The following is an 18,510-nucleotide window of genomic DNA, read 5'->3' as shown; positions in this document are numbered from 1 at the left end:
TGTGCGCGGGGGCGCGGCCCGGTTCGAGGCGCACGTAGTTGGCCCTGCCCCAGTGGTAGGTCTCGCCGGTGAGCTCGTCGCGCACCGGCACGGACCCGTCCCCTTCGAGGCCGAGTTGCGGCATGTCAAGCGTGACCGTGGCCTCCTGGGTGTGGTGCGGGTCGAGGTTCACGACCACCAGAACGGTGTCTGGACCCGCACGCTTGCTGTAGACGAGCACCGCGTCGTTGTCGGCTTGGTGGAAACGCAGGTTCCTGAGCTGCCGCAGGGCGGGGTGCGCGCGCCTGATCCGGTTGAGCTGCGTGATCAGGGGCGCGATGGAGCGGCCCTCGCGGTCGGCCGCCGCCCAGTCGCGCGGGCGCAGTTCGTACTTCTCCGAGTGCAGGTAGTCCTCGCAGTCCGGCCGCGCCGGGGTGTTCTCGCACAGCTCGTACCCGGCGTACATGCCCCAGCTCGGCGCGAGCGTGGCGGCCAGCGCCGCCCGGACCTCGAAGGCGGGCCGCCCGCCCTCCTGGAGGTAACCCGGCAGGATGTCCGGCGTGTTCACGAAGAAGTTGGGGCGCAGGAAGTGTCCGGTCTCGCCGGAGAGTTCGGTGAGGTAGTCGGTGAGCTCCTGCTTGGTGTTGCGCCAGGTGAAGTAGGTGTACGACTGCTGGAAGCCGATGGCCGCGAGGGTCCGCATCATCGCGGGCCGGGTGAAGGCCTCGGCGAGGAAGATGACGTCCGGGTCGGTGCCGTTGACCTCGGCGAGGACCCGCTCCCAGAAGGCGACGGGCTTGGTGTGCGGGTTGTCGACGCGGAAGACGCGGACGCCGTGGGCCATCCAGAACCGCAGCAGCCGCACGGTCTCGGCGATCAGCCCCGGCATGTCCTTGTCGAAGGCGATCGGATAGATGTCCTGGTACTTCTTCGGCGGATTCTCGGCGTACGCGATGGAGCCGTCCGGGCGGTGCGCGAACCACTCGGGGTGTTTCTCCACCCACGGGTGGTCCGGCGAGCACTGGAGTGCGAAGTCCAGGGCGACTTCGAGGCCGAGCTCGCCGGCCCGGCGCACGAACGCGTCGAAGTCGTCGAGCGTGCCGAGGTCCGGGTGGACCGCGTCGTGACCGCCCTCCGGTGAACCGATCGCCCACGGCACGCCGACGTCGTCGGGGCCGGAGGACAGGGAGTTGTCGGGGCCTTTGCGGAAGGTGGAGCCGATGGGGTGGATCGGCGGCAGATAGACGACGTCGAAGCCCATCCCGGCGATGGCGGGCAGCCGTTCGGCCGCGGTACGGAACGTCCCGGAGACGGGCGGGGCGCCTTCCTCCAGGACGGCACCCTCCGAGCGCGGGAAGAACTCGTACCAGGCCCCGAAGAGAGCCCGCTCCCGCTCCACCAGCAGGGGAAGGTCGTGCGAGCGGGAGACCCGCTCACGCAGGGGGTGACGTGCGAGGACCGCGTCCACCTCCGGGGCGAGCGCGGCCGCCAGGCGGGCGGCCGGGGAACGCGCTTCGTCCTGGAGCGCGTCGGCCGCGGCCAGCAGCACCCGCCGTTCCTGCCCCGCCGGAACTCCGGCCGCCGCGCGCTCGTACAGCAGCGCGCCCTCTTCGAGCATCAGCCCGGCGTCGATACCGGCCGGAATCTTGATCTCGGCGGCGCGCCGCCAGTCCCGCACGGGATCCGCCCAGGCCTCCACGTGGTACGTCCAGTGCCCCTCGGCGTCCGGAGTGACGTCCGCGCCCCACCGGTCGGTGCCAGGGGAGAGTTCCCGCATCGGCGTCCAGGGCCCGCGGCGACCGCCGGGTCCGAGCAGCACGACATTGGCGCCGACCGCTCCGTGGCCCTCACCGAAGACGGTCGCCGTGACCTGGAAGGTCTCGCCGGGAACCGCCTTCGCGGGGCGCCGGCCGCAGTCGACGACCGGGTGGACGTCCAGGACCGGCACGGACGGGGACAGGGGCACGGCGTCGGAGACAGGGGTCGTCCGTGGAGCTGACGTCATCGGTCCCTCCTCCGCCGGGCTTGCGTGCAGTCGGTCTGTCCCTGTGCCGCAGGTGCCGCGCGTCGTCACAGGCCCCGGGGAACCGGGGGCGGCTTCGGCCTGCGCGTGGCCCGCGGGCGCAGGAAGAGCTCGGCGGCGTCAGCGGCCACCCGCGCCTTGGACTCACCCATCAGCACACACAGCGTGTACGCCGTGTCCTCGAAGCGCATGCGCACGGCGAGGTCGGAGGGGTGGGCGAGCAGCCGCCGCTCCCACGACCGGTACTGACGCAGGTGCCGTGCGACCTCGGCTCTGGCAGGCAGCAGCATCACGCTGGTCACCTTCTTTCAAATCTTCTGACTCATGGTGCACGTGTGAGCACGAAGCGTCCTGTTGGCTATTCAACTACCGGGTCGGCGTCCGTCTCGGGTTCTGTCTCGTGTTGCGCGGATGGAGTAGTGCTCTCACGCTGAGACTGACTCAGAAGCGATCAGTGCTCACGCTTCGTGTTCGGGGCTCGGTCGGACAGACCGGGGCGGGGCGAAAAAGCTTCGCCGAGAGGAGCCAAGAGCAATGAAATCCGCGATCCCCTGCTACTACCACCTCGATGTCGAGGTCAGCCCGGAGAGGATCGACCAGGTCAGGCGCATTCTGACCGCGCATCTCCGGCACTGGGGGCTGGAAGTTCTCGTCGAATCCGTCTGCCACTGCACCGGAGTGCTGCTCCGTGAGATCGATGAGTACGGAGCCGACAAGAGGACCGTCGTGGAGATGTGGTGGAGCGGTCAGCACCTCATCACCGCCGTGTCGGACAACAACCGCGACCTGCCCGAGCGGCACTACGGACCGCAGGGCTGTCTGACGCAGATCGCCGCCATGAGCGACGGCTGGGGCAGCTTCCCGGCGACCAACGGCAAGATCATCTGGTTCTCCCGCCGCGCCCGGGCGCCCGAACGCGCCCCGCTGGCCCCCGCGGCACCCGCCCCCAGCCTGCGCGAGGCGCTGGAACTGCCGCGCGAGGTGCGCCACGCCGTCCTCGCGAACCCGGACGAAGCGGAGGCCCCGGTCCCGGCCGCCGTGGCCACGCCGGCCGCCGCGAGCGCCCACGGACCCGGTCACGGACCGCGTCACGAACCGCGCCACGGACTGCGGCCGGACGCATTCCGGACAAGGATGGCGGAGAAGGAACCCGCGGTGTGAACGCCGGACACGCGTGAACGCCGTATCCGTGGAGACGCGACGCGCCGGCCGCGGCCGCCCGAGTGAGCGGCCGCGGCCACGCGCTCCCGTCCGACCCCCCCTTCCGTACGGAGGCAGTTGCGTGCGCACCTGGACCGGCGCCCCTTTTCCCCTCGGAGCCACCTACGACGGCGAAGGCACCAACTTCGCCCTCTTCAGCGAGATAGCCGACCGGGTCGACCTCGTCCTCGTCGACGACGACGGCACCCACCAGAACATCACCCTCACCGAAGTCGACGGCTTCGTCTGGCACTGCTACCTGCCGGGCGTCGGCCCCGGCCGGCGCTACGGCTACCGGGTGCACGGCCCCTGGGACCCGGCCGCGGGCCACCGCTGCAACCCCGCCAAGCTGCTCCTCGACCCCTACGCCAGGGCCATCGAGGGCCAGACGGACAACCACCCGGCCCTCTTCGAGCGCGCGCCCCAGGGGCCGGACCCCGCCGACAGCGCCGGGCACACCCCGCTCTCCGTGGTCACCGACCCGTCCTTCGCCTGGGAGGACGACAGGCCGCCACGACGCCCGTACGCCGAGACGGTCGTGTACGAGACGCACGTGCGCGGCCTCACCCGCACCCACCCCGAGGTCCCCGCCGAACTGCGCGGCACCTACGCGGGCCTCGCCACCGACCCGGTCATCGACCACCTCACGTCCCTGGGCGTGACCGCGGTCGAGCTCATGCCGGTCCACCAGTACGTCCAGGACGGCTTCCTGCGCGACCGGGGCCTGTCCAACTACTGGGGCTACACCTCCATCGGCTTCTTCGCCCCGCACAACGCCTACGCGGCGCACGGCTCGCGCGGCGAGCAGGTCACCGAGTTCAAGTCCATGGTCAAGGCGCTCCACCGGGCCGGGCTCGAAGTGATCCTGGACGTGGTCTACAACCACACCGCGGAGGGCAACGAGAACGGCCCCACACTCGCCTTCCGCGGCATCGACAACGCGTCGTACTACCGCCTGGCGGAGGACGATCCCGCGCACTACTTCGACACCACCGGCACCGGCAACAGCCTGCTGATGCGCCACCCCAACGTCCTGCAGCTCATCATGGACTCGCTGCGGTACTGGGTCACCGAGATGCACGTCGACGGGTTCCGTTTCGACCTGGCGGCCACGCTCGCGCGGCAGTTCCACGACGTGGACCGTCTTTCGGCCTTCTTCGACCTGGTCCAGCAGGACCCCGTGGTCAGCCGCGTCAAACTCATCGCCGAGCCCTGGGACGTCGGCGACGGCGGCTACCAGGTCGGCAACTTCCCGCCGCTCTGGTCGGAGTGGAACGGCAAGTACCGGGACTCCGTACGGGACTTCTGGCGCGGCGCCGACCACTCGCTCGCCGAGTTCGCCTCCCGGCTGACCGGCTCGTCCGACCTGTACCAGCACGACCGTCGCCGCCCGCGCGCCAGCGTCAACTTCGTCACCGCGCACGACGGCTTCACCCTGCGCGACCTGGTGTCGTACGACGAGAAGCACAACGAGGCCAATCAGGAGGGCAACCAGGACGGTGAGAGCGTGAACCGCTCGTGGAACTGCGGGGTCGAGGGACCCACCACCGACGAGGCGGTCCTCGAACTCCGCGCGCGCCAGCAGCGCAACTTCCTCGCCACGCTCATGCTCTCGCAGGGCATACCGATGCTCGCCCACGGCGACGAACTCGGCCGCACCCAGCGGGGCAACAACAACGCCTACTGCCAGGACAGCGAGATCTCCTGGATCGACTGGGACCTGACCGACGCGCAGCGCGACCTGATCGGCTTCACCAGCCGCGCCATCCACCTCCGCCTCGCCCACCCGGTGCTGCGCAGACGCCGCTTCTTCCGTGGCGACACCGCCACACACGAGGACCAACCGCTGCCGGACCTGGTGTGGCTGCGGCCCGACGCGCGCGAGATGACGGACAAGGACTGGCAGTGGCCCGACGCGCACGCCGTCGGCGTCTTCCTCAACGGCGACGCCATCGCGGAGCCCGACGCCCAGGGCAGACCCGTCGTCGACGACTCCTTCCTCCTCCTGCTGAACAGCCACCGGGAGCCGATCCTCTTCCGGCTGCCGGACGCCACGTACGGCGAACGCTGGACGACCCGCATCGACACCACCGAGCCCGAGGGCATCGCGGACGAGGTGGAACACAAGGCGGGCGGGGAGGTCACCATGGGGCCCCACAGCCTGCTCCTGCTCTCCCGGCCCGCGCGCAGGCGCCCCGGTCGAGTGGTCACCAGTTGATGCCGGCCGCCACCGGCAGGTGGTCGCTGCCGGTGGCAGGCAACACCCACGAACTCGCCGGCTCCACGCCGCGGACCAGGATCTGGTCGATCCGTACCACCGGGAACCTCGCGGGCCAGCTGAAGCCGAAGCCGCTCCCGGCCGCGTCGTGGACCGACCGCAACTGCGCGGTGAGGCCGTCGAGCGCGCGGTCGTCCGTGCTGCCGTTCAGATCGCCGAGCAGCACGACCCGTTCGTTTTGCTCGGCGGCGACGGCCTCGCCGAGCGCCTGCGCGCCCCGGTCCCGGTCGGCCGTTCCGAAGCCGCCCCGGGGATTGAACCGGACGGACCCCAGGTGGGCGACGTACACGGCGAGGGGCCCGTGGTCCGTGGCCACCGTGGTGCGCAGCGCCCGCGTGTCGGCCAGCCGGCTCTCGACCGGCTTGGTCTCCGCCAGCGGTCCGTAGTCCCTCGCGGTGTCGACGGGCCGGGTGCCGGTCAGCGGCAGCTTGCTCCACAGCCCGACCGTGCCCCGCACCGCGTGGTACGGGTACGCCGACGCCAGCTCCTTCTCGTACGTGCCCCGCGCCTGCGGGGTGATCTCGAGCAGCGCCAGCATGTCCGCACCGGAGGCGGCCAGGTCGCGCGCGGTGCCGGCCGGGTCGGGGTTGTCGGCGCCGACGTTGTGGCTGACCACGGTGAGATCACCGGCCGGCCGGGACGCACCGCCGAGCAGCCCGCCGAAGAGACTCAGCCACACCGTCACCGGCAGCAGCAACGCGACTGCGGCGGAGGCCGAGCGGCGCCACAGCACCCCGGCCAGCAGCACCGGGACGAACAGGCCGCACCACGGCAGGAAGGTCTCCAACAGGCTGCCGAGGTTCCCGACCCGGTTGGGAACCCGCGCGTGCAGCAGCATGAGCAGGCCGAGCAGCAGTGCGAGCGCCGTGAGGACCGGGCCGCGCCTCCACGGCCCGGGCCGGGAGGTGACCGGGGCGTCCGCGGTCCCCTGTCGGGTGGCCGGGGCGTCCGCGGTCCCCTGTCGGGTCACCGCTGTGTCCTCGGGTCCCGGGTCGGGTCGGCGTACGGAGGGCAGGGTTCGATTCATGCCGCCAGTCAAGGCGGCACGGCGTTGCCGGCGCGTATGCGGTTTTCGATACGCCGACGATATGCGCGGGCTCGTAGCCTCGGGGCATGCGTGTACTGATCGTGGAGGACGAGCCCTATATGGCGGAGGCCATCCGCGACGGCCTCCGCCTCGAAGCGATCGCAGCCGACATCGCGGGTGACGGCGGCACCGCCCTGGAGCTGCTGAGCGTCAACACCTACGACATCGCCGTCCTCGACCGGGACATCCCCGGCCCCTCCGGCGACGAGGTCGCCACGCGCATCGTCGCCTCCGGCAGCGGCATGCCGATCCTCATGCTCACCGCCGCCGACCGGCTCGACGACAAGGCCACCGGGTTCGGACTCGGCGCCGACGACTACCTCACGAAACCCTTCGACTTGCGAGAACTCGTGCTCAGGCTCAGAGCGCTCGACCGCAGGCGCGCGCACAGCAGGCCGCCCGTGCGAGAGATCGCGGGCCTGCGCCTGGACCCGTTCCGTCGCGAGGTGTACCGGGACGGCCGCTACGTCGCACTCACCCGGAAGCAGTTCGCCGTGCTCGAAGTCCTCGTCGCAGCCGAAGGCGGTGTGGTCAGCGCCGAAGCACTTCTTGAGCGGGCGTGGGACGACAACGCCGATCCGTTCACCAACGCCGTACGCATCACCGTCTCAGCCCTGCGCAAGCGGCTCGGCGAGCCCTGGGTCATCGCCACCGTGCCGGGTGTCGGCTATCGCATCGACGCAGGGCCGGAGGCGCCGGGCGCACCCTCCGCAGGATGACCCGTTGGCCCGCCCCTGGCGCGACGGAGAGCATACGGACTGAGCCATTGGCCCACTCATGCCGCCTCCGGTTGAGCCGGAGGGCGACAAGATGGTCTGATGGTCATGTCGATGGCGCTGCGGACTCCGTGGCGCCTTCTTTGTGTCTGTTTGCCGAGAGGGGCGGGAAGCTGTGCTGAAGAGGGTGTTCGTGGCTCCGGATCCGGGGCGGCTGCGCTTGCGCAGCGCCGCACGCGCGGTCGTCGGCATCTCCTTGGCCGTGGCCGTGTGCGGTCTGGCCGGACACTCCCTCTCCGCGGCCATCGTCGGAGGGCTCGCGGCGCTGCTCGCGCTCTTCACCGTGACCGACCCGACCGTGCGCGGCCAAGCGGTGACGACCGCCCTGCTGCCCGTGGTGGGTCTCCCCGTCCTCGCCGTGGCCGCCGGGTTGCACAGCTACCCCCTCGCGAGGGACGCCGCCTTCCTCGCCGTGGTCGGAGCGGGCGTCTACGCACGGCGCTGGGGACCCCGCGGCCACTCTCTCGGGGTCTTCGCCTTCATGACCTTCTTCGCGGCCCAGTTCCTGCACACGGTCCCCTCCCAGCTCCCCGAGCTGTACGCGGCGGTGCTGCTCTCCCTGTGCGCCTCTTCGACGGTGCGGTTCGGCCTGTGGTGCTACGAGCGGGGCCGCGCGGCGGCAGCTGTGCCCGCGCTGTCGCAGGGCCGGGGCCTCGCCCGGGTGACCACGCGGCAGGCCGTGCAGGCCGTCGCGGGCGTGGCGTTCGCGCTCGGGGTCGGACAGGCGCTGTCCGACCAGCGCTGGTACTGGGCGGTGGGCGCCACGTGGTGGGTGTTCGTGAACACCGTGTCGCGCGGCGAGACCCTGGTGCGGGGCTTCCGCCGGGTCCTCGGCACCGTCCTGGGCATCGTGGTCGGCTTCGCCGTCGCCCTCCCGCTGCAGGGGGCGGCTGTGCCGACTGCCCTGGTCGTGGCCGTGAGCATCTTCGGGATCTTCTACACGGCGGCCGTCTCCTACAGCTGGATGATGTTCTTCGTGACCGCGATGGCGTCCATGCTGTACGGGCTGCTCGGCGTCCTCGACGCGTCGCTGCTGGTGCTGCGCGTCGCGGAGACCGCCGTCGGCGCGCTCGGAGCCGTCCTCGCCGTCCTGCTCGTGCTGCCGGTCACCACCCACGCGGTCACCGACGAGTGGATCCGCCGCGCTCTGCACTGTGTGCACGCCTGCGCGGCCGAGACCGCCGCCCGCCTCGCCGGAACCCCGGACGCGGACCCCGGGCCGCGCGTGGCCGAGCTGGAGGTGCTGCTCGCCCGCGTGCGTCTCGCGGTGTCCCCGCTGGTGCATCCGCTGCACTTCAGCCGGGAGAGGAAGGCGCGGGCTCGCGAGGTGCTGGCACTGCTCGACACCTGCGCGCAGGAGGTGCGTTCGCTCGCCGCCGCGGCGTCGGACCCCGTCGCCTCCCACGACGACCGTCTCTCGGCGGCTTGCTGGCGCGTGGAGGTGGCGGTGGAGGCGCTGACGTCCCCGACCGGCTCCCGCCGGGCCGGCGAGCCCCAGCCGCCCCTCGCGCAGGCCGCGGGCCACCACCCGGCCCTCACCCACCTGCACGGCTTGGAGCGGGCGCTCGCGGCGATGGCCGTGCCGCTGCAGAGGCAGGAACCGGCGTAGCGGACCGCAGGGACTACTTGGACTACTTCGACTCGACGCGTCCCGCCGGGTCGGGGCCGGTCGTCAGTGCCTCGACCGCGGGCTGCCAGGCGTCGCTGCCGGGGTGGAGGCGGGTGTGGAGGTAGGCCGCGGTGAGCCGGGCGAGGGCGGCCACTCGCTCGGGGTTCTCGTCGGTGGTCTCCGCCGCGTCGTAGCCGGCCACTCCGCCGAGTCCGTGCTCCGCGCCGAACAGGGTCAGCAGGGTCTTCGGGCCGGGGGAGAAGGTGTAGGGCTCGGCGTGCCAGTCCGGCCCCGTGTCCGTGAAGTGCGAGGGGTCGTCCTTGTCGCCGGCGACGACCAGCGCGGGTGTGGTCATCGTGGAGAAGTCGACGGCCCCGATGACCGGCCACTGCTCCGCCATGGGCCCGTTGAAGGCGTCACCGCCCCCGCCGGGCGCCGCGAGCAGGACGCCCGCCTTGAACCTGGGCTCGGCGAGGTGCACCACCTTGCCCGTGTCGGGGTCGGTGAGTCCCGCGCCGAGCAGGAGCGCGGCGGTGAAGCCACCGAGTGAGTGTCCTGCGACGGCGGCCTTGGCGTGGTCGATCCGCCCGGCGAGCTGCGGCACGGCGTTCTCGATCACGTCGAGCCGATCGAGGATGTGTGTCATGTCCTCGGCGCGGGAGCGCCAGAAGTCGGGTGCGCCCGGAGCGTCGGCGACCAGGTGGCTCAGCGTCCTGGACGTGAGGTGGGTGGGCTGGATGACGACGAATCCGTGGGCCGCCCAGAAGTCGGCGAGCGGCGCGTAGCCGTTGAGGGAGGAGAGGTGGTGGGAGGGGCCGTGGCCGTGGGAGAGGAGGACGACGGGGAGGCCGGTTCCGGTGCCCGTCCCGGTGCCTGTCCCGATGGCGGGGGCGGAGACGCGTACTTGGAGGTCCACGGGGCGCCCGGGTACGGACAGGGTGACGGGGCTGAAGGACAGGACCGGGACGGGCGTGGACATGGACGTGGACGTGGGCATGGACGTGGATGTGCTCACGGTGTGGGTTCCCCTTCGGTGGCATCTGGCGTCCGTCGTCTCGGGTGATCGACGGACGAGCAAGATGGTGTGGAGCGGCCCGTCTCGGCTAACCTGAAACGGAACACTGCTCCATTTACTATCCGGATCACTGATCCGTTTTGTCAACCGGTGTCGAGCCATGGGTTTCGAACCATCGGTGTCGAACCACCGCTGTCGAAGGAGAACGTGATGCCCGCCGAGCAACCTGCCGAGCACAGCGCCGACCACGGCGCTGACCACCCCGCCGGGGAGAGGCCCTCCCGCAGCACCGGGGAACCGCGCTCCCGCGGCAAGCGGGCCGACGCCCAGCGCAACCGGCAGACGTTGCTCACCGCCGCCGCCGAGGTCTTCGCCACCTCGGGCGTCGACGCGCCCATCCGCCAGATCGCCGCCCGGGCGGGCGTCGGGATGGCGACGATCTACCGCCACTTCCCGACCCGCGCGGATCTCGTCACCGCCGTCTACCGCCACCAGATCGAGGCATGCGCCGAAGCCGGCCCGGACCTGCTCGCCAGTGCCGACTCACCGCTCGACGCGCTGCGCCAATGGATCGATCTCTTCGTCGACTTCCTGGTCACCAAGCACGGACTCGCCGACGCGCTGCAGTCAGACAGCGACCGGTTCGCCGCGCTGCACGCCTACTTCCTCGACCGCCTGCTGCCCGTCTGCGCCCAACTGCTCGACGCGGCGGTCGAATCCGGTGACATCAGGCCCGGCACGCAGCCCTATGAGTTGATGCGCGGCATCGGCAACCTCTGCATCGGACGCGACAACGACCCCCGCTACGACCCCCGACGCCTGATCGCCCTCCTCCTCCAGGGACTTCAGCAGGAACGTCAGGAGCGGCTCCAGAAGTAGGGTGCGGAGCACACGTCCTACGTATGTGCGATGAGGAGGCGATGGTGCTCGGAAAGGGCACGTGGTTGCTCGTGGCCGCGATGAGTGTGGCCTGCCTGGTGTTCGTCGGGCCCAGCGCGCCGAAGGGTGTTCCCTTCGGCAGGCCACTGCCCGTTCACGCCGTCAAGGACATCGTGCCGAACCGGGTCATGACGTGGAACATCTGCAATCCCTGCGAGGAGAGCAACGTCGACCGGGCCGCGGAGATCGCCACGTACGCGCCGCAGGTCATCGGTCTGCAAGAAGCGTGCACACGTGACGTCGAACAGATCCGGGACTACCTGAAGCGCTTCTACGGGCTGGCCTACCACGTCGAGTACGGGACGGTTCTCCGGGACTGGGGCCGCTGCGGGGGAGTGCCGTGGAGCCCGGGCGCCTTCGGCCAGGCTCTTCTCTCGGCGGCGCCGATGGCGGACCCCGTCCGCGTGGAGTACCCGGACGGCGGGTCGGAAGACCGCGGATACATGGCTGTCACCACGATCGTGGGCGGCCGGCCCGTCCGGGTCTTCAACACGCACCTCGCCCAGCGGCGGCAGGAAGAGGTCAGGGCGGAACAGGTCGGCGTACTCGCCGGGGCCGTCGCCCGGCACGACCACGCCATCGCGCTCGGCGACTTCAACGCCGTGCCGGACGCGCCCGAACTCGCCCGCATGTGGGCACTGGCCGACGGCACGGGCTCCCGGTGCCGTCCCTCGACCGCAGCCACCTGCGAGCCGACCACCGACTGGCTCCTCAAGTTCGACTACGTCTTCCTGCGCGGCGTCGCCCCGATCGACCACGACGTTCGACCCACTCCGTACTCCGACCACCACATGTTGTACGCCGACGTGGACCCCGCCTAGAGGTCGTCGTCGTCCCGGTCGTTCTTCGAGGCGCGCCGCCCCCGCGTGACCGCGAGGACGCTGCCGGCGACGGCGATGACGGCGATGGCCAGGGCGATGCTGACTCCGCCCTCCGTGTCCCAGTACACGTCTTCCAGGCTGATCAGGAGCGCCGCCTCGTCGACCACGAGGGCCAGCCCCACCCCGTAGGCAAGACCCATCCACGCGCGTGCCCGCGCCGAGCGTTCGGCCAGGCCCGCCGCGCCCACCACCGCGAGCAGCAGGATCCCCCACACGTAGTGATGGATGTGCACCCCGCCGGCCTGCATGTCACCGATGCCGGCCACGTCGACGTGGATGAGCCAGGTGAGCAGACGCATTCCGCCGAAGGTGAGGGCGAAGCCCCACCAGGCCAGGACGAAGCCCCGGCGTTTCGGGGAGATGCCGGGCAGCAGCCGCAGCCAGGGGGAGGGACGTTCCGGGCGTCCGGAGCGCCCGGATGGTGCGTGGTCGGACTCCTCCGAGGACTTCATCCGGGCTCTCCCGCCGCTCTAGCTGCTCTAGTCTCTTCGGCCTCTTGGGCCTCTCCCGTCGTGAACTCTTCGATCAATGCGGCCATGGCGTCCGGCGCGCTGTAGTGGGCCGCGTGCGCCGCGCCGGGAAGGTCCGCGGCGCGCCCGTCGGCGACCAGCCCCGCCACGCGCCGGGTCCATGTGCCGGAGGCGATCGTGTCACCCGCTCCCCGTACGACGAGCGTGGGCGCGCGCACCCGGGAGAGGTTCACCTCGAAGGACCCCGCCGCGTCCCGCAGCGCGTGGCGGAAGGACGCGGCGCAGCGCAGCGGGCCGGTCACCAGATAGTCGAAGGCGGCCAGGGACAGCAGGCCCAGCGGCTCTCTGGGGGCATCCGCGACGAGCCGTCCGAACTCGCGCACGCCGGAGACCCCCGGTTCGAGCGCCGGACCGATCAGCACCAGGTGGCTCACCAGGTGGGGGTGGCAGGCAGCCAGGGCGGCGGCGATCTGGCAGCCGACCGAGTTGGCCACGAAGGGGCCCGGCGCCGAGGACAGCTGCCGGTACCGGCGGGCCAACGCGTCGGCCTGTTGTCCGACATCGGGCGCGCGGCGCGCGGCGGCCCGCGAACGGGCGTTGCCCGGCAGGTCGGGTACCAGCACGGTCGCCCCGCCCGCTGCCAGCCGCCGCGCGAGCGGCACGAAGTACCGTCCCGAGAGTCCGAGCCCGTGCACGAGCACCGTGGCCGGCCGGTCCTCGCGCGGCGGAGGCCCGTAGCCGCGGACGTGAAAGCCGAGGTCAGTCATGTGATCCACCTGCCCACCATCGCCTCCCGCATGACCCGGGGCCAGCCCGCCGAGGCCGCGACGCCCCGCGTCCGGATCGAGCATGTGCATCGGGCACATACACGGTGGATCAGCCCGCCCGCGGGGTAACCCCGCGGGCAACGGGCGCGGGCCGTGCGGGAGCGGTCCGCGCCCTGGAGCGACTGCCCACGCTGAGCTCCCGGCGAGGTTCCTGGAGAGGCCCGGCAGGGCCTCCGGTCACCGCTTGGTCCAGACCGGCTGCTAGCGTCGCCCGCACGAGCGGCGCCTCGCATGCGGCGCCCCGGCGAGAGGGGAACTGGCAGTGGTCGTCGGCAGGCAGGCGGAGCGGGCGTACATCGGATCCTTCACCGGCGCCGGGGGGCCGGGTGTCGTCACCGCGGCCGTCGCCCCTGACACCGGCGCGCTGACCGTCCTCGGCGCCACGGACGCGGTCGCCGACCCGTCGTATCTGGCCCTCTCGCCCTCCGGCGACACCCTCTACGCGGTCAGCGAGACCCCGGACGGCGCCCTCGCCGCCTTCCGGACCGGGAAGGAGACGGCCGAGCTCGCGGGGCCGCCCGTGCCGGTCGGCTCGGCCCCCACCCACCTGGCCCTCTACGACGGGCACGTGCTCGCCGCCAACTACCGCTCCGGGAGCGTCACCGCCGTGCCGCTGGGCGCCGACGGAACCCTCGCCGCCACGGCGTCGAGCGAACTCCGGCACACCGGCTCAGGTCCTCACCCGCAGCGCCAGCAGGGCCCGCACGCCCACCAGGTCCTCGCGGACCCGAGCGGCCGCTGGGCGGTCAGTGTCGACCTCGGCACGGACTCCGTGCGCGTCTGCGCGTTCGGGGACGACGGCCTCACCCTGCACCGCGAGGTCGCGCTGCGCCCGGGCTCCGGCCCGCGGCACCTCGTCTTCCACCCGCGCGGCGACCGCGCGTACGTCCTGAACGAGCTCAGCCCCACCCTCACCGTCTGCACATGGGACGCCGCCGACGGCACCCTCGGGCCGCTCGGCGAGCTGCCCGTCCTCGCGGAGACCCCGGAGGGGGACGCCTACCCCTCGGAGGTCGTCGTCGCGCCCGACGGGCGGTTCCTGTGGACCGCCACGCGCGGCACGGACGTCATCTCGGTCATCGCGCTGGACGAGGAGGGCGACGCGCCGCGGCTGACGGCGACCGTGCCGTGCGGCGGGCACTGGCCGCGCGACCTCGCCGTCGACCCGTCGGGACGGCACCTGTACGCGGCGAACGAGCGCTCCGGAGACGTCACCTGGTTCACGATCGACCAGGAGACGGGCATCCCGAGCCGGGCGGGCTCCGTCGAGGTGCCGGCCGCCTCCTGCGTGGTCTTCGGCTGAGACGGGCCCACACACGGCCGAGGTGCCTCGACACGCGGCCGACGCGTGTCGATGTACGCCGATGGGCCCGCCCCCACATCGGGGCGGGCCCATCGGCGTACAAGTGGAACGGCTCAGTGCACGGGCGCGCCCGAAGGCTGCTGCGGCGTGATGCCGAGCGTCGTCGTGTACTTGGCGAGCGCCAGCTTGCCGATCGCCGGGTACGCGCCGACCGGCTCGGCGACGGAGCAGCCCGCCTCCTTCGCGGCCGCGTCGAGCAGCGCGCCGTCGAGCTCGGGACCGATCAGATACGGCGCGAGCGCCAGCTGGGCGGAGCCCGAGCCGCGCAGCTGCTCGGCGGTCGCCGCGATGGCGCCCTCCTCGTCGAGCGCGGCGGCCATCACCGGCACCGCGAGACGCGCGGCGAGCAGCATGCCGGTGATCCCGGCGGCCTGCACGGCCTCCTCGCCGCCGACCGTGGCGAGGACGATGCCGTCCGCGGCGGTCGCCACGGTGAACAGGCGGGCGCGGTCGGCGCGGGCGAGGCCGGCCTCCGACAGCCGCACGTGCAGCGCCTCGGCGAGCAGCGGGTGGGGGCCGAGCACATCCGTCAGCTCGGCGGCGGCACGGCTGTCCATGACGGCCTGCCGGATACGGCGCATCAGCGCGCTGTCGGGGCCCGCGAGCAGCGGGACGACGACCGCGACGGGCCCGTCCGCCTCTGCCGTCTCGGCACCGGCCTCGCGCGCGCGCTCGAGGCGGGCGGCGCGCTCGGCAGCCGCGCGCGCGAGCACGGACTGCAGCGAGGGGAACTCGGGGAAGGAGGTGACGGTGGCGTCTTCCTCACCGTCGACGTAACCGATTCTGGCGTCGAGACCGGGCAGCTCGGAGCGGGCGATGCTCACGACTTCCTCGGCGAGGCTGCGCGTGGACGTGCTGGGGGCGCCCGGCACGGCGAGAACAAGTGCGGGCGCGCCCTCAGGAGCCGCGACGGGCTCCGGACGGCGGTGCCGGCCCGGCTGACGGGGGCGCGGCATTCGTACAGGCAGGCCGGATGCGGGCCCAGTGGGGGAGCTCATGCGCCCGCATGCTACTGGCTTGCGGGCCATCCCTGTTTGGGGAGGGTGCAGGTGGGCGGTATAAGTCCGTTTTTGTCTGATGAATTACGTAGAGGTCAACTGTCGTCTTCGCTGTGGACGGAGAGCATGCGCGCGTCGTGCGGCAGCTGCAGCCGGTCCTCGGCGATATCGGCCGCTATGCGCAGCGCCCCGTCCAGCGGGTCGCCGGCCGCGGGAACGTGCCGCGCGTGCGGCAGTTGGTCCGCGAGTTCGTCGCGCAGGGGTGCGAGCAGTGGCTCGCCCAGATTGAACAGGCCGCCGGTGAGGGCAACTTCGCTCTCCCCGGGAGCAGACCCGGGGGCAGGCCCGGGAGCCGCCCCGGAAGGAGCCCCGGGAGCCGCCCCGGAAGGAGCCCCGGGGTTCACCTCGGGACGGGGGCAGACGGCGGCCGCCGCCTCGGCGATGTGGCGGGCGGCGGCCCGCAGGATGCCGCCCGCCACCGGGTCGTCCGCCGCGCAGCCGGCCACCTCGGGCGCGAAGGAGGCGAGCAGTGCCGGCCGGTCCGTACGGGGATAGAGGCGGGCCGGCAGCTCTGCGGGCGGGCCGAACATCTCTTCGGCGCGTGCGAGGAGCGCCTTCGAACCGCCGCGTCTGCCGTCGTGCGCCCGCATCGCCGCCTCGAGTCCGGCGCGGCCGATCCAGGCGCCACCGCCGCAGTCGCCGAGCAGGTGCCCCCAGCCGTCGGCGCGGTGCCAGGTAATCAGGTCCGTGCCGATCGCGACCAGGCCGGTGCCCGCCGCGACCACCGCGCCGGGGCGGTCGCCGAGCGCGCCCGCGTACGCGGTGACGGCGTCCGCGGCGAGCGCCGTGCGGCGTACCCCAAGGGTCTGGGCGAGCGCCGACGGCAGTTCGGCGCGGAGGTCGTCGCCGAGGCTCGCCATGCCCGCCGCGCCGATGGCGACGGCCGTGATCCGCCTGCCGCCCGCCCGCTCCAGCAGGCCCCGCGCCATGGGCAGGAGTTGCTCCATGAGGTGCCCGGCGTCGATGCCGCGCGGACCGGTGCGCACGGGTTCCGCGGAGCGCACAGGCTCGGAGAGGCGCGGGCCGCCCCGCGGCATGCTCAGGGCGGCCCGCAGGCCGGAGCCGCCCGAATCCACCCCGAGAACGCAGTACTCGGCGGTGCGCTCGTCCGTCATGGCAGGCGCCAGTCCACCGGCTGCGCCCCCTGCTGGACCAGCAGGTCGTTGGCCCGGCTGAAGGGGCGCGAGCCGAAGAAGCCGCGGTCCGCCGACATCGGGGACGGATGCGCGGACTCCACCGAGGGCAACTGTCCGAGCAGCGGCCGCAGATTGCGCGCGTCCCGCCCCCACAGGATCGACACGAGCGGCTTCCCGCGCGCGGCCAGTGCTCGTATCGCCTGCTCGGTGACCTCTTCCCAGCCCTTGCCGCGGTGGGCCGCAGGCTTGCGCGGGGCGGTGGTGAGCGCCCTGTTGAGCAGCAGGACGCCCTGCTGGGTCCAGGGCGTGAGGTCGCCGTTCGACGGCGGGGGCAGGCCCAGGTCGCTGTTCATCTCGCGGTAGATGTTGATGAGACTGCCCGGCAGCGGCCGCACGTCGGGGGCGACCGAGAACGACAGGCCCACCGCGTGACCGGGTGTGGGATAGGGGTCCTGGCCGACGATCAGGACGCGGACGTCGTCGAAGGGCTGCTGGAAGGCGCGCAGGACGTTCGCCCCCGCAGGGAGATAGGTGCGTCCCGCGGCGATCTCCGCGCGCAGGAAGTCCCCCATCGAGGCGATCCGTTCGGCCACCGGCTCCAGGGCCTTGGCCCAGCCGGACTCGACGATTTCATGCAAGGGTCGTGGTGCCACGGCGTCACCCTACTGCCGTAATGGCGGGGGCGATCAACCGATGGCCGCGGCCCGTACGCAGAGCACGTCCGGCAGGTGCGAGGCGAGCTGCTGCCAGTTGTCGCCGTCGTCCGCCGACGCGAACACCTCCCCGTTGCGATTGCCGAAGTAGATGCCCGCGGGGTCGCAGTCGTCGCTGGACATGGCGTCGCGCAGCACTGTGCCGTAGTGGTCCTCCTGGGGGAGGCCCGCGCTCAGTGGCTCCCAGCTCTTGCCCGCGTCCGCCGTGCGGTAGACGCGACATCGGTGGTCGGCGGGGACGCGGTCGCTGTCCGCGGTGATCGGGAAGACGTACGCCGTGCCGCCGCGGTGCGGGTGGGCGACGACCGCGAAGCCGAAGGTGGACGGGAGGCCCTCGCCGATGTCCGTCCAGTGCGCGCCCGCGTCGTCGCTGCGATACACCCCCCAGTGGTTCTGCAGATACAACCGGTCCGGGTCGGCCGCGTCCCGCGCGACCTTGTGCACGCACTGCCCGAACTCCGGGTCCGGCTCGGGCAGGAACACCGCGGACACGCCCTTGTTCGACGGGGCCCAGCTCGCGCCGCCGTCCAGGGTGCGGAACACCCCCGCGGTCGACACCGCGACCGTCACCGCGCCGGCGTCGCGGGCGTCGGTCAGCACGGTGTGCAGGCCCTCCCCGCCACCGCCCGGCACCCACTTGGAGCGGGTGGGGTGCTCCCACAAGGGACGGACGAGGGAGAAGGACTCGCCGCGGTCCTCCGAGCGGTACAGCGCGGCGGGCTCCGTGCCCGCGAACACCACGTCCGGCTCGGCGGCCGACGGGTGCAGCTGCCAGACCCGCTCCAGCGAAGCCCCGGTGTACTTGGGAAACTTCACAGCGGGCTTCGCCGGCTCGGTCCAGGTGCGTCCGAGGTCGTCGGAGTGGAAGACGGAGGGGCCCCAGTGCGCGCTGTCACCGCCGACGAGGAGCCGGGGAGCGGGGCCGCGGGTGTCGATGGCGATGGAGTACACCGCCTGCGCGTTGAAGTACGGGCTGTCGTCGAACTCCCAGGCCCCATTCCGCCTGCGGCCGATGAAGAGGCCCTTGCGCGTGCCTACGGTCAGAAGTACATCGGCCATCGTGGCCACCTCCGCGACGTCGTTGTCTCAGGTATCCGTCAGTCTGCACCCGACCACTGACAGTCACCCTCCGACGCCACGTTCCCGCAGGTCAACG

Annotated in this window: 17 protein-coding genes; 7 read left to right on the top strand and 10 right to left on the bottom strand. The window is 72.2% G+C overall.

Going from position 1 to position 18,510, the window contains the following annotated elements; all coding sequences use genetic code 11:
* Together ACH4D5_RS30125 and ACH4D5_RS30120 are read right to left on the bottom strand one after the other, a co-directional pair.
* Positions 1-1,984 (bottom strand): alpha-1,4-glucan--maltose-1-phosphate maltosyltransferase (locus ACH4D5_RS30125; RefSeq protein ID WP_398308447.1); only part of this gene is annotated, 1,984 nt, incomplete at its 3' end.
* 65 nt (positions 1,985-2,049) lie between these two features.
* Positions 2,050-2,292, bottom strand: a complete 243-nt coding sequence (locus ACH4D5_RS30120) for a DUF5133 domain-containing protein (protein ID WP_398308488.1) — start codon at positions 2,290-2,292, stop codon at positions 2,050-2,052.
* A gap of 244 nt (positions 2,293-2,536) precedes the next feature.
* Here ACH4D5_RS30120 and ACH4D5_RS30115 point away from each other — a divergent pair, with 244 nt between their 5' ends.
* Positions 2,537-3,163: a pep a2 gene (locus ACH4D5_RS30115; protein ID WP_398308445.1), complete on the top strand. Its 627-nt coding sequence runs from the start codon at positions 2,537-2,539 to the stop codon at positions 3,161-3,163.
* A gap of 121 nt (positions 3,164-3,284) precedes the next feature.
* Positions 3,285-5,420 carry a glycogen debranching protein GlgX gene (gene glgX / locus ACH4D5_RS30110; protein ID WP_398308443.1) on the top strand — a complete coding sequence of 712 codons (2,136 nt, stop codon included), beginning with the start codon at positions 3,285-3,287 and terminating at the stop codon, positions 5,418-5,420.
* Here the strand turns inward: glgX and ACH4D5_RS30105 are convergent.
* Positions 5,410-6,507, bottom strand: coding sequence for an endonuclease/exonuclease/phosphatase family protein (locus ACH4D5_RS30105; RefSeq protein ID WP_398308441.1), 1,098 nt, complete (start codon positions 6,505-6,507; stop codon positions 5,410-5,412). The genes glgX and ACH4D5_RS30105 overlap by 11 nt on opposite strands.
* An 86-nt stretch (positions 6,508-6,593) precedes the next feature.
* Here ACH4D5_RS30105 and ACH4D5_RS30100 point away from each other — a divergent pair, with 86 nt between their 5' ends.
* Together ACH4D5_RS30100 and ACH4D5_RS30095 are read left to right on the top strand one after the other, a co-directional pair.
* Positions 6,594-7,286 carry a response regulator transcription factor gene (locus ACH4D5_RS30100; RefSeq protein WP_398308439.1) on the top strand — a complete coding sequence of 231 codons (693 nt, stop codon included), beginning with the start codon at positions 6,594-6,596 and terminating at the stop codon, positions 7,284-7,286.
* Between the two features lie 172 nt (positions 7,287-7,458).
* Positions 7,459-8,952 carry an FUSC family protein gene (locus tag ACH4D5_RS30095; RefSeq protein WP_398308437.1) on the top strand — a complete coding sequence of 498 codons (1,494 nt, stop codon included), beginning with the start codon at positions 7,459-7,461 and terminating at the stop codon, positions 8,950-8,952.
* Positions 8,953-8,974: 22 nt separating this feature from the next.
* Here the strand turns inward: ACH4D5_RS30095 and ACH4D5_RS30090 are convergent, their stop codons facing one another.
* Positions 8,975-9,949 carry an alpha/beta hydrolase family protein gene (locus tag ACH4D5_RS30090; RefSeq protein ID WP_398308486.1) on the bottom strand — a complete coding sequence of 325 codons (975 nt, stop codon included), beginning with the start codon at positions 9,947-9,949 and terminating at the stop codon, positions 8,975-8,977.
* 228 nt (positions 9,950-10,177) lie between these two features.
* On the opposite strand from ACH4D5_RS30090, the gene ACH4D5_RS30085 reads away from it, so the two are divergent.
* Positions 10,178-10,846 (top strand): TetR/AcrR family transcriptional regulator, encoded by a 669-nt coding sequence (locus ACH4D5_RS30085; RefSeq protein WP_398308435.1) that lies wholly within the window; start codon positions 10,178-10,180, stop codon positions 10,844-10,846.
* Positions 10,847-10,887: 41 nt separating this feature from the next.
* Positions 10,888-11,727, top strand: a complete 840-nt coding sequence (locus ACH4D5_RS30080; RefSeq protein WP_398308433.1) for an endonuclease/exonuclease/phosphatase family protein — start codon at positions 10,888-10,890, stop codon at positions 11,725-11,727.
* On the opposite strand, the gene ACH4D5_RS30075 is transcribed toward ACH4D5_RS30080, so the two are convergent.
* On the bottom strand, positions 11,724-12,239 hold the full coding sequence (locus ACH4D5_RS30075; RefSeq protein ID WP_398308431.1) for a hypothetical protein: 516 nt from the start codon (positions 12,237-12,239) through the stop codon (positions 11,724-11,726). The genes ACH4D5_RS30080 and ACH4D5_RS30075 overlap by 4 nt on opposite strands.
* On the bottom strand, positions 12,236-13,024 hold the full coding sequence (locus tag ACH4D5_RS30070) for an alpha/beta fold hydrolase (RefSeq protein ID WP_398308429.1): 789 nt from the start codon (positions 13,022-13,024) through the stop codon (positions 12,236-12,238). The genes ACH4D5_RS30075 and ACH4D5_RS30070 overlap by 4 nt, the downstream gene beginning before the upstream one ends.
* 322 nt (positions 13,025-13,346) lie before the next feature.
* Here ACH4D5_RS30070 and ACH4D5_RS30065 point away from each other — a divergent pair, with 322 nt between their 5' ends.
* Positions 13,347-14,387: a lactonase family protein gene (locus ACH4D5_RS30065; protein ID WP_398308427.1), complete on the top strand. Its 1,041-nt coding sequence runs from the start codon at positions 13,347-13,349 to the stop codon at positions 14,385-14,387.
* A 113-nt stretch (positions 14,388-14,500) separates the two neighbouring features.
* On the opposite strand, the gene ACH4D5_RS30060 is transcribed toward ACH4D5_RS30065, so the two are convergent.
* From ACH4D5_RS30060 to ACH4D5_RS30045, 4 genes are all read right to left on the bottom strand, one after another.
* A complete protein-coding gene (locus ACH4D5_RS30060) occupies positions 14,501-15,445 on the bottom strand; it encodes a sirohydrochlorin chelatase (RefSeq protein ID WP_398308425.1) in 945 nt (314 codons plus the stop codon).
* A 95-nt stretch (positions 15,446-15,540) separates the two neighbouring features.
* Positions 15,541-16,620, bottom strand: coding sequence for an N-acetylglucosamine kinase (locus ACH4D5_RS30055; RefSeq protein WP_398308424.1), 1,080 nt, complete (start codon positions 16,618-16,620; stop codon positions 15,541-15,543).
* Positions 16,617-17,294: a uracil-DNA glycosylase gene (locus ACH4D5_RS30050; protein WP_398308422.1), complete on the bottom strand. Its 678-nt coding sequence runs from the start codon at positions 17,292-17,294 to the stop codon at positions 16,617-16,619. The genes ACH4D5_RS30055 and ACH4D5_RS30050 overlap by 4 nt, the downstream gene beginning before the upstream one ends.
* A gap of 33 nt (positions 17,295-17,327) precedes the next feature.
* Positions 17,328-18,413, bottom strand: a complete 1,086-nt coding sequence (locus tag ACH4D5_RS30045; protein ID WP_398308420.1) for a WD40/YVTN/BNR-like repeat-containing protein — start codon at positions 18,411-18,413, stop codon at positions 17,328-17,330.
* Between the last annotated feature and the right edge of the window lie 97 nt (positions 18,414-18,510).

The sequence above is a fragment of the Streptomyces sp. NPDC018029 genome (genome assembly GCF_044327655.1).
In the GTDB taxonomy this organism is placed as follows: Bacteria; Actinomycetota; Actinomycetes; order Streptomycetales; family Streptomycetaceae; genus Streptomyces.
This window is presented reverse-complemented; position numbering and strand designations above follow the sequence as displayed.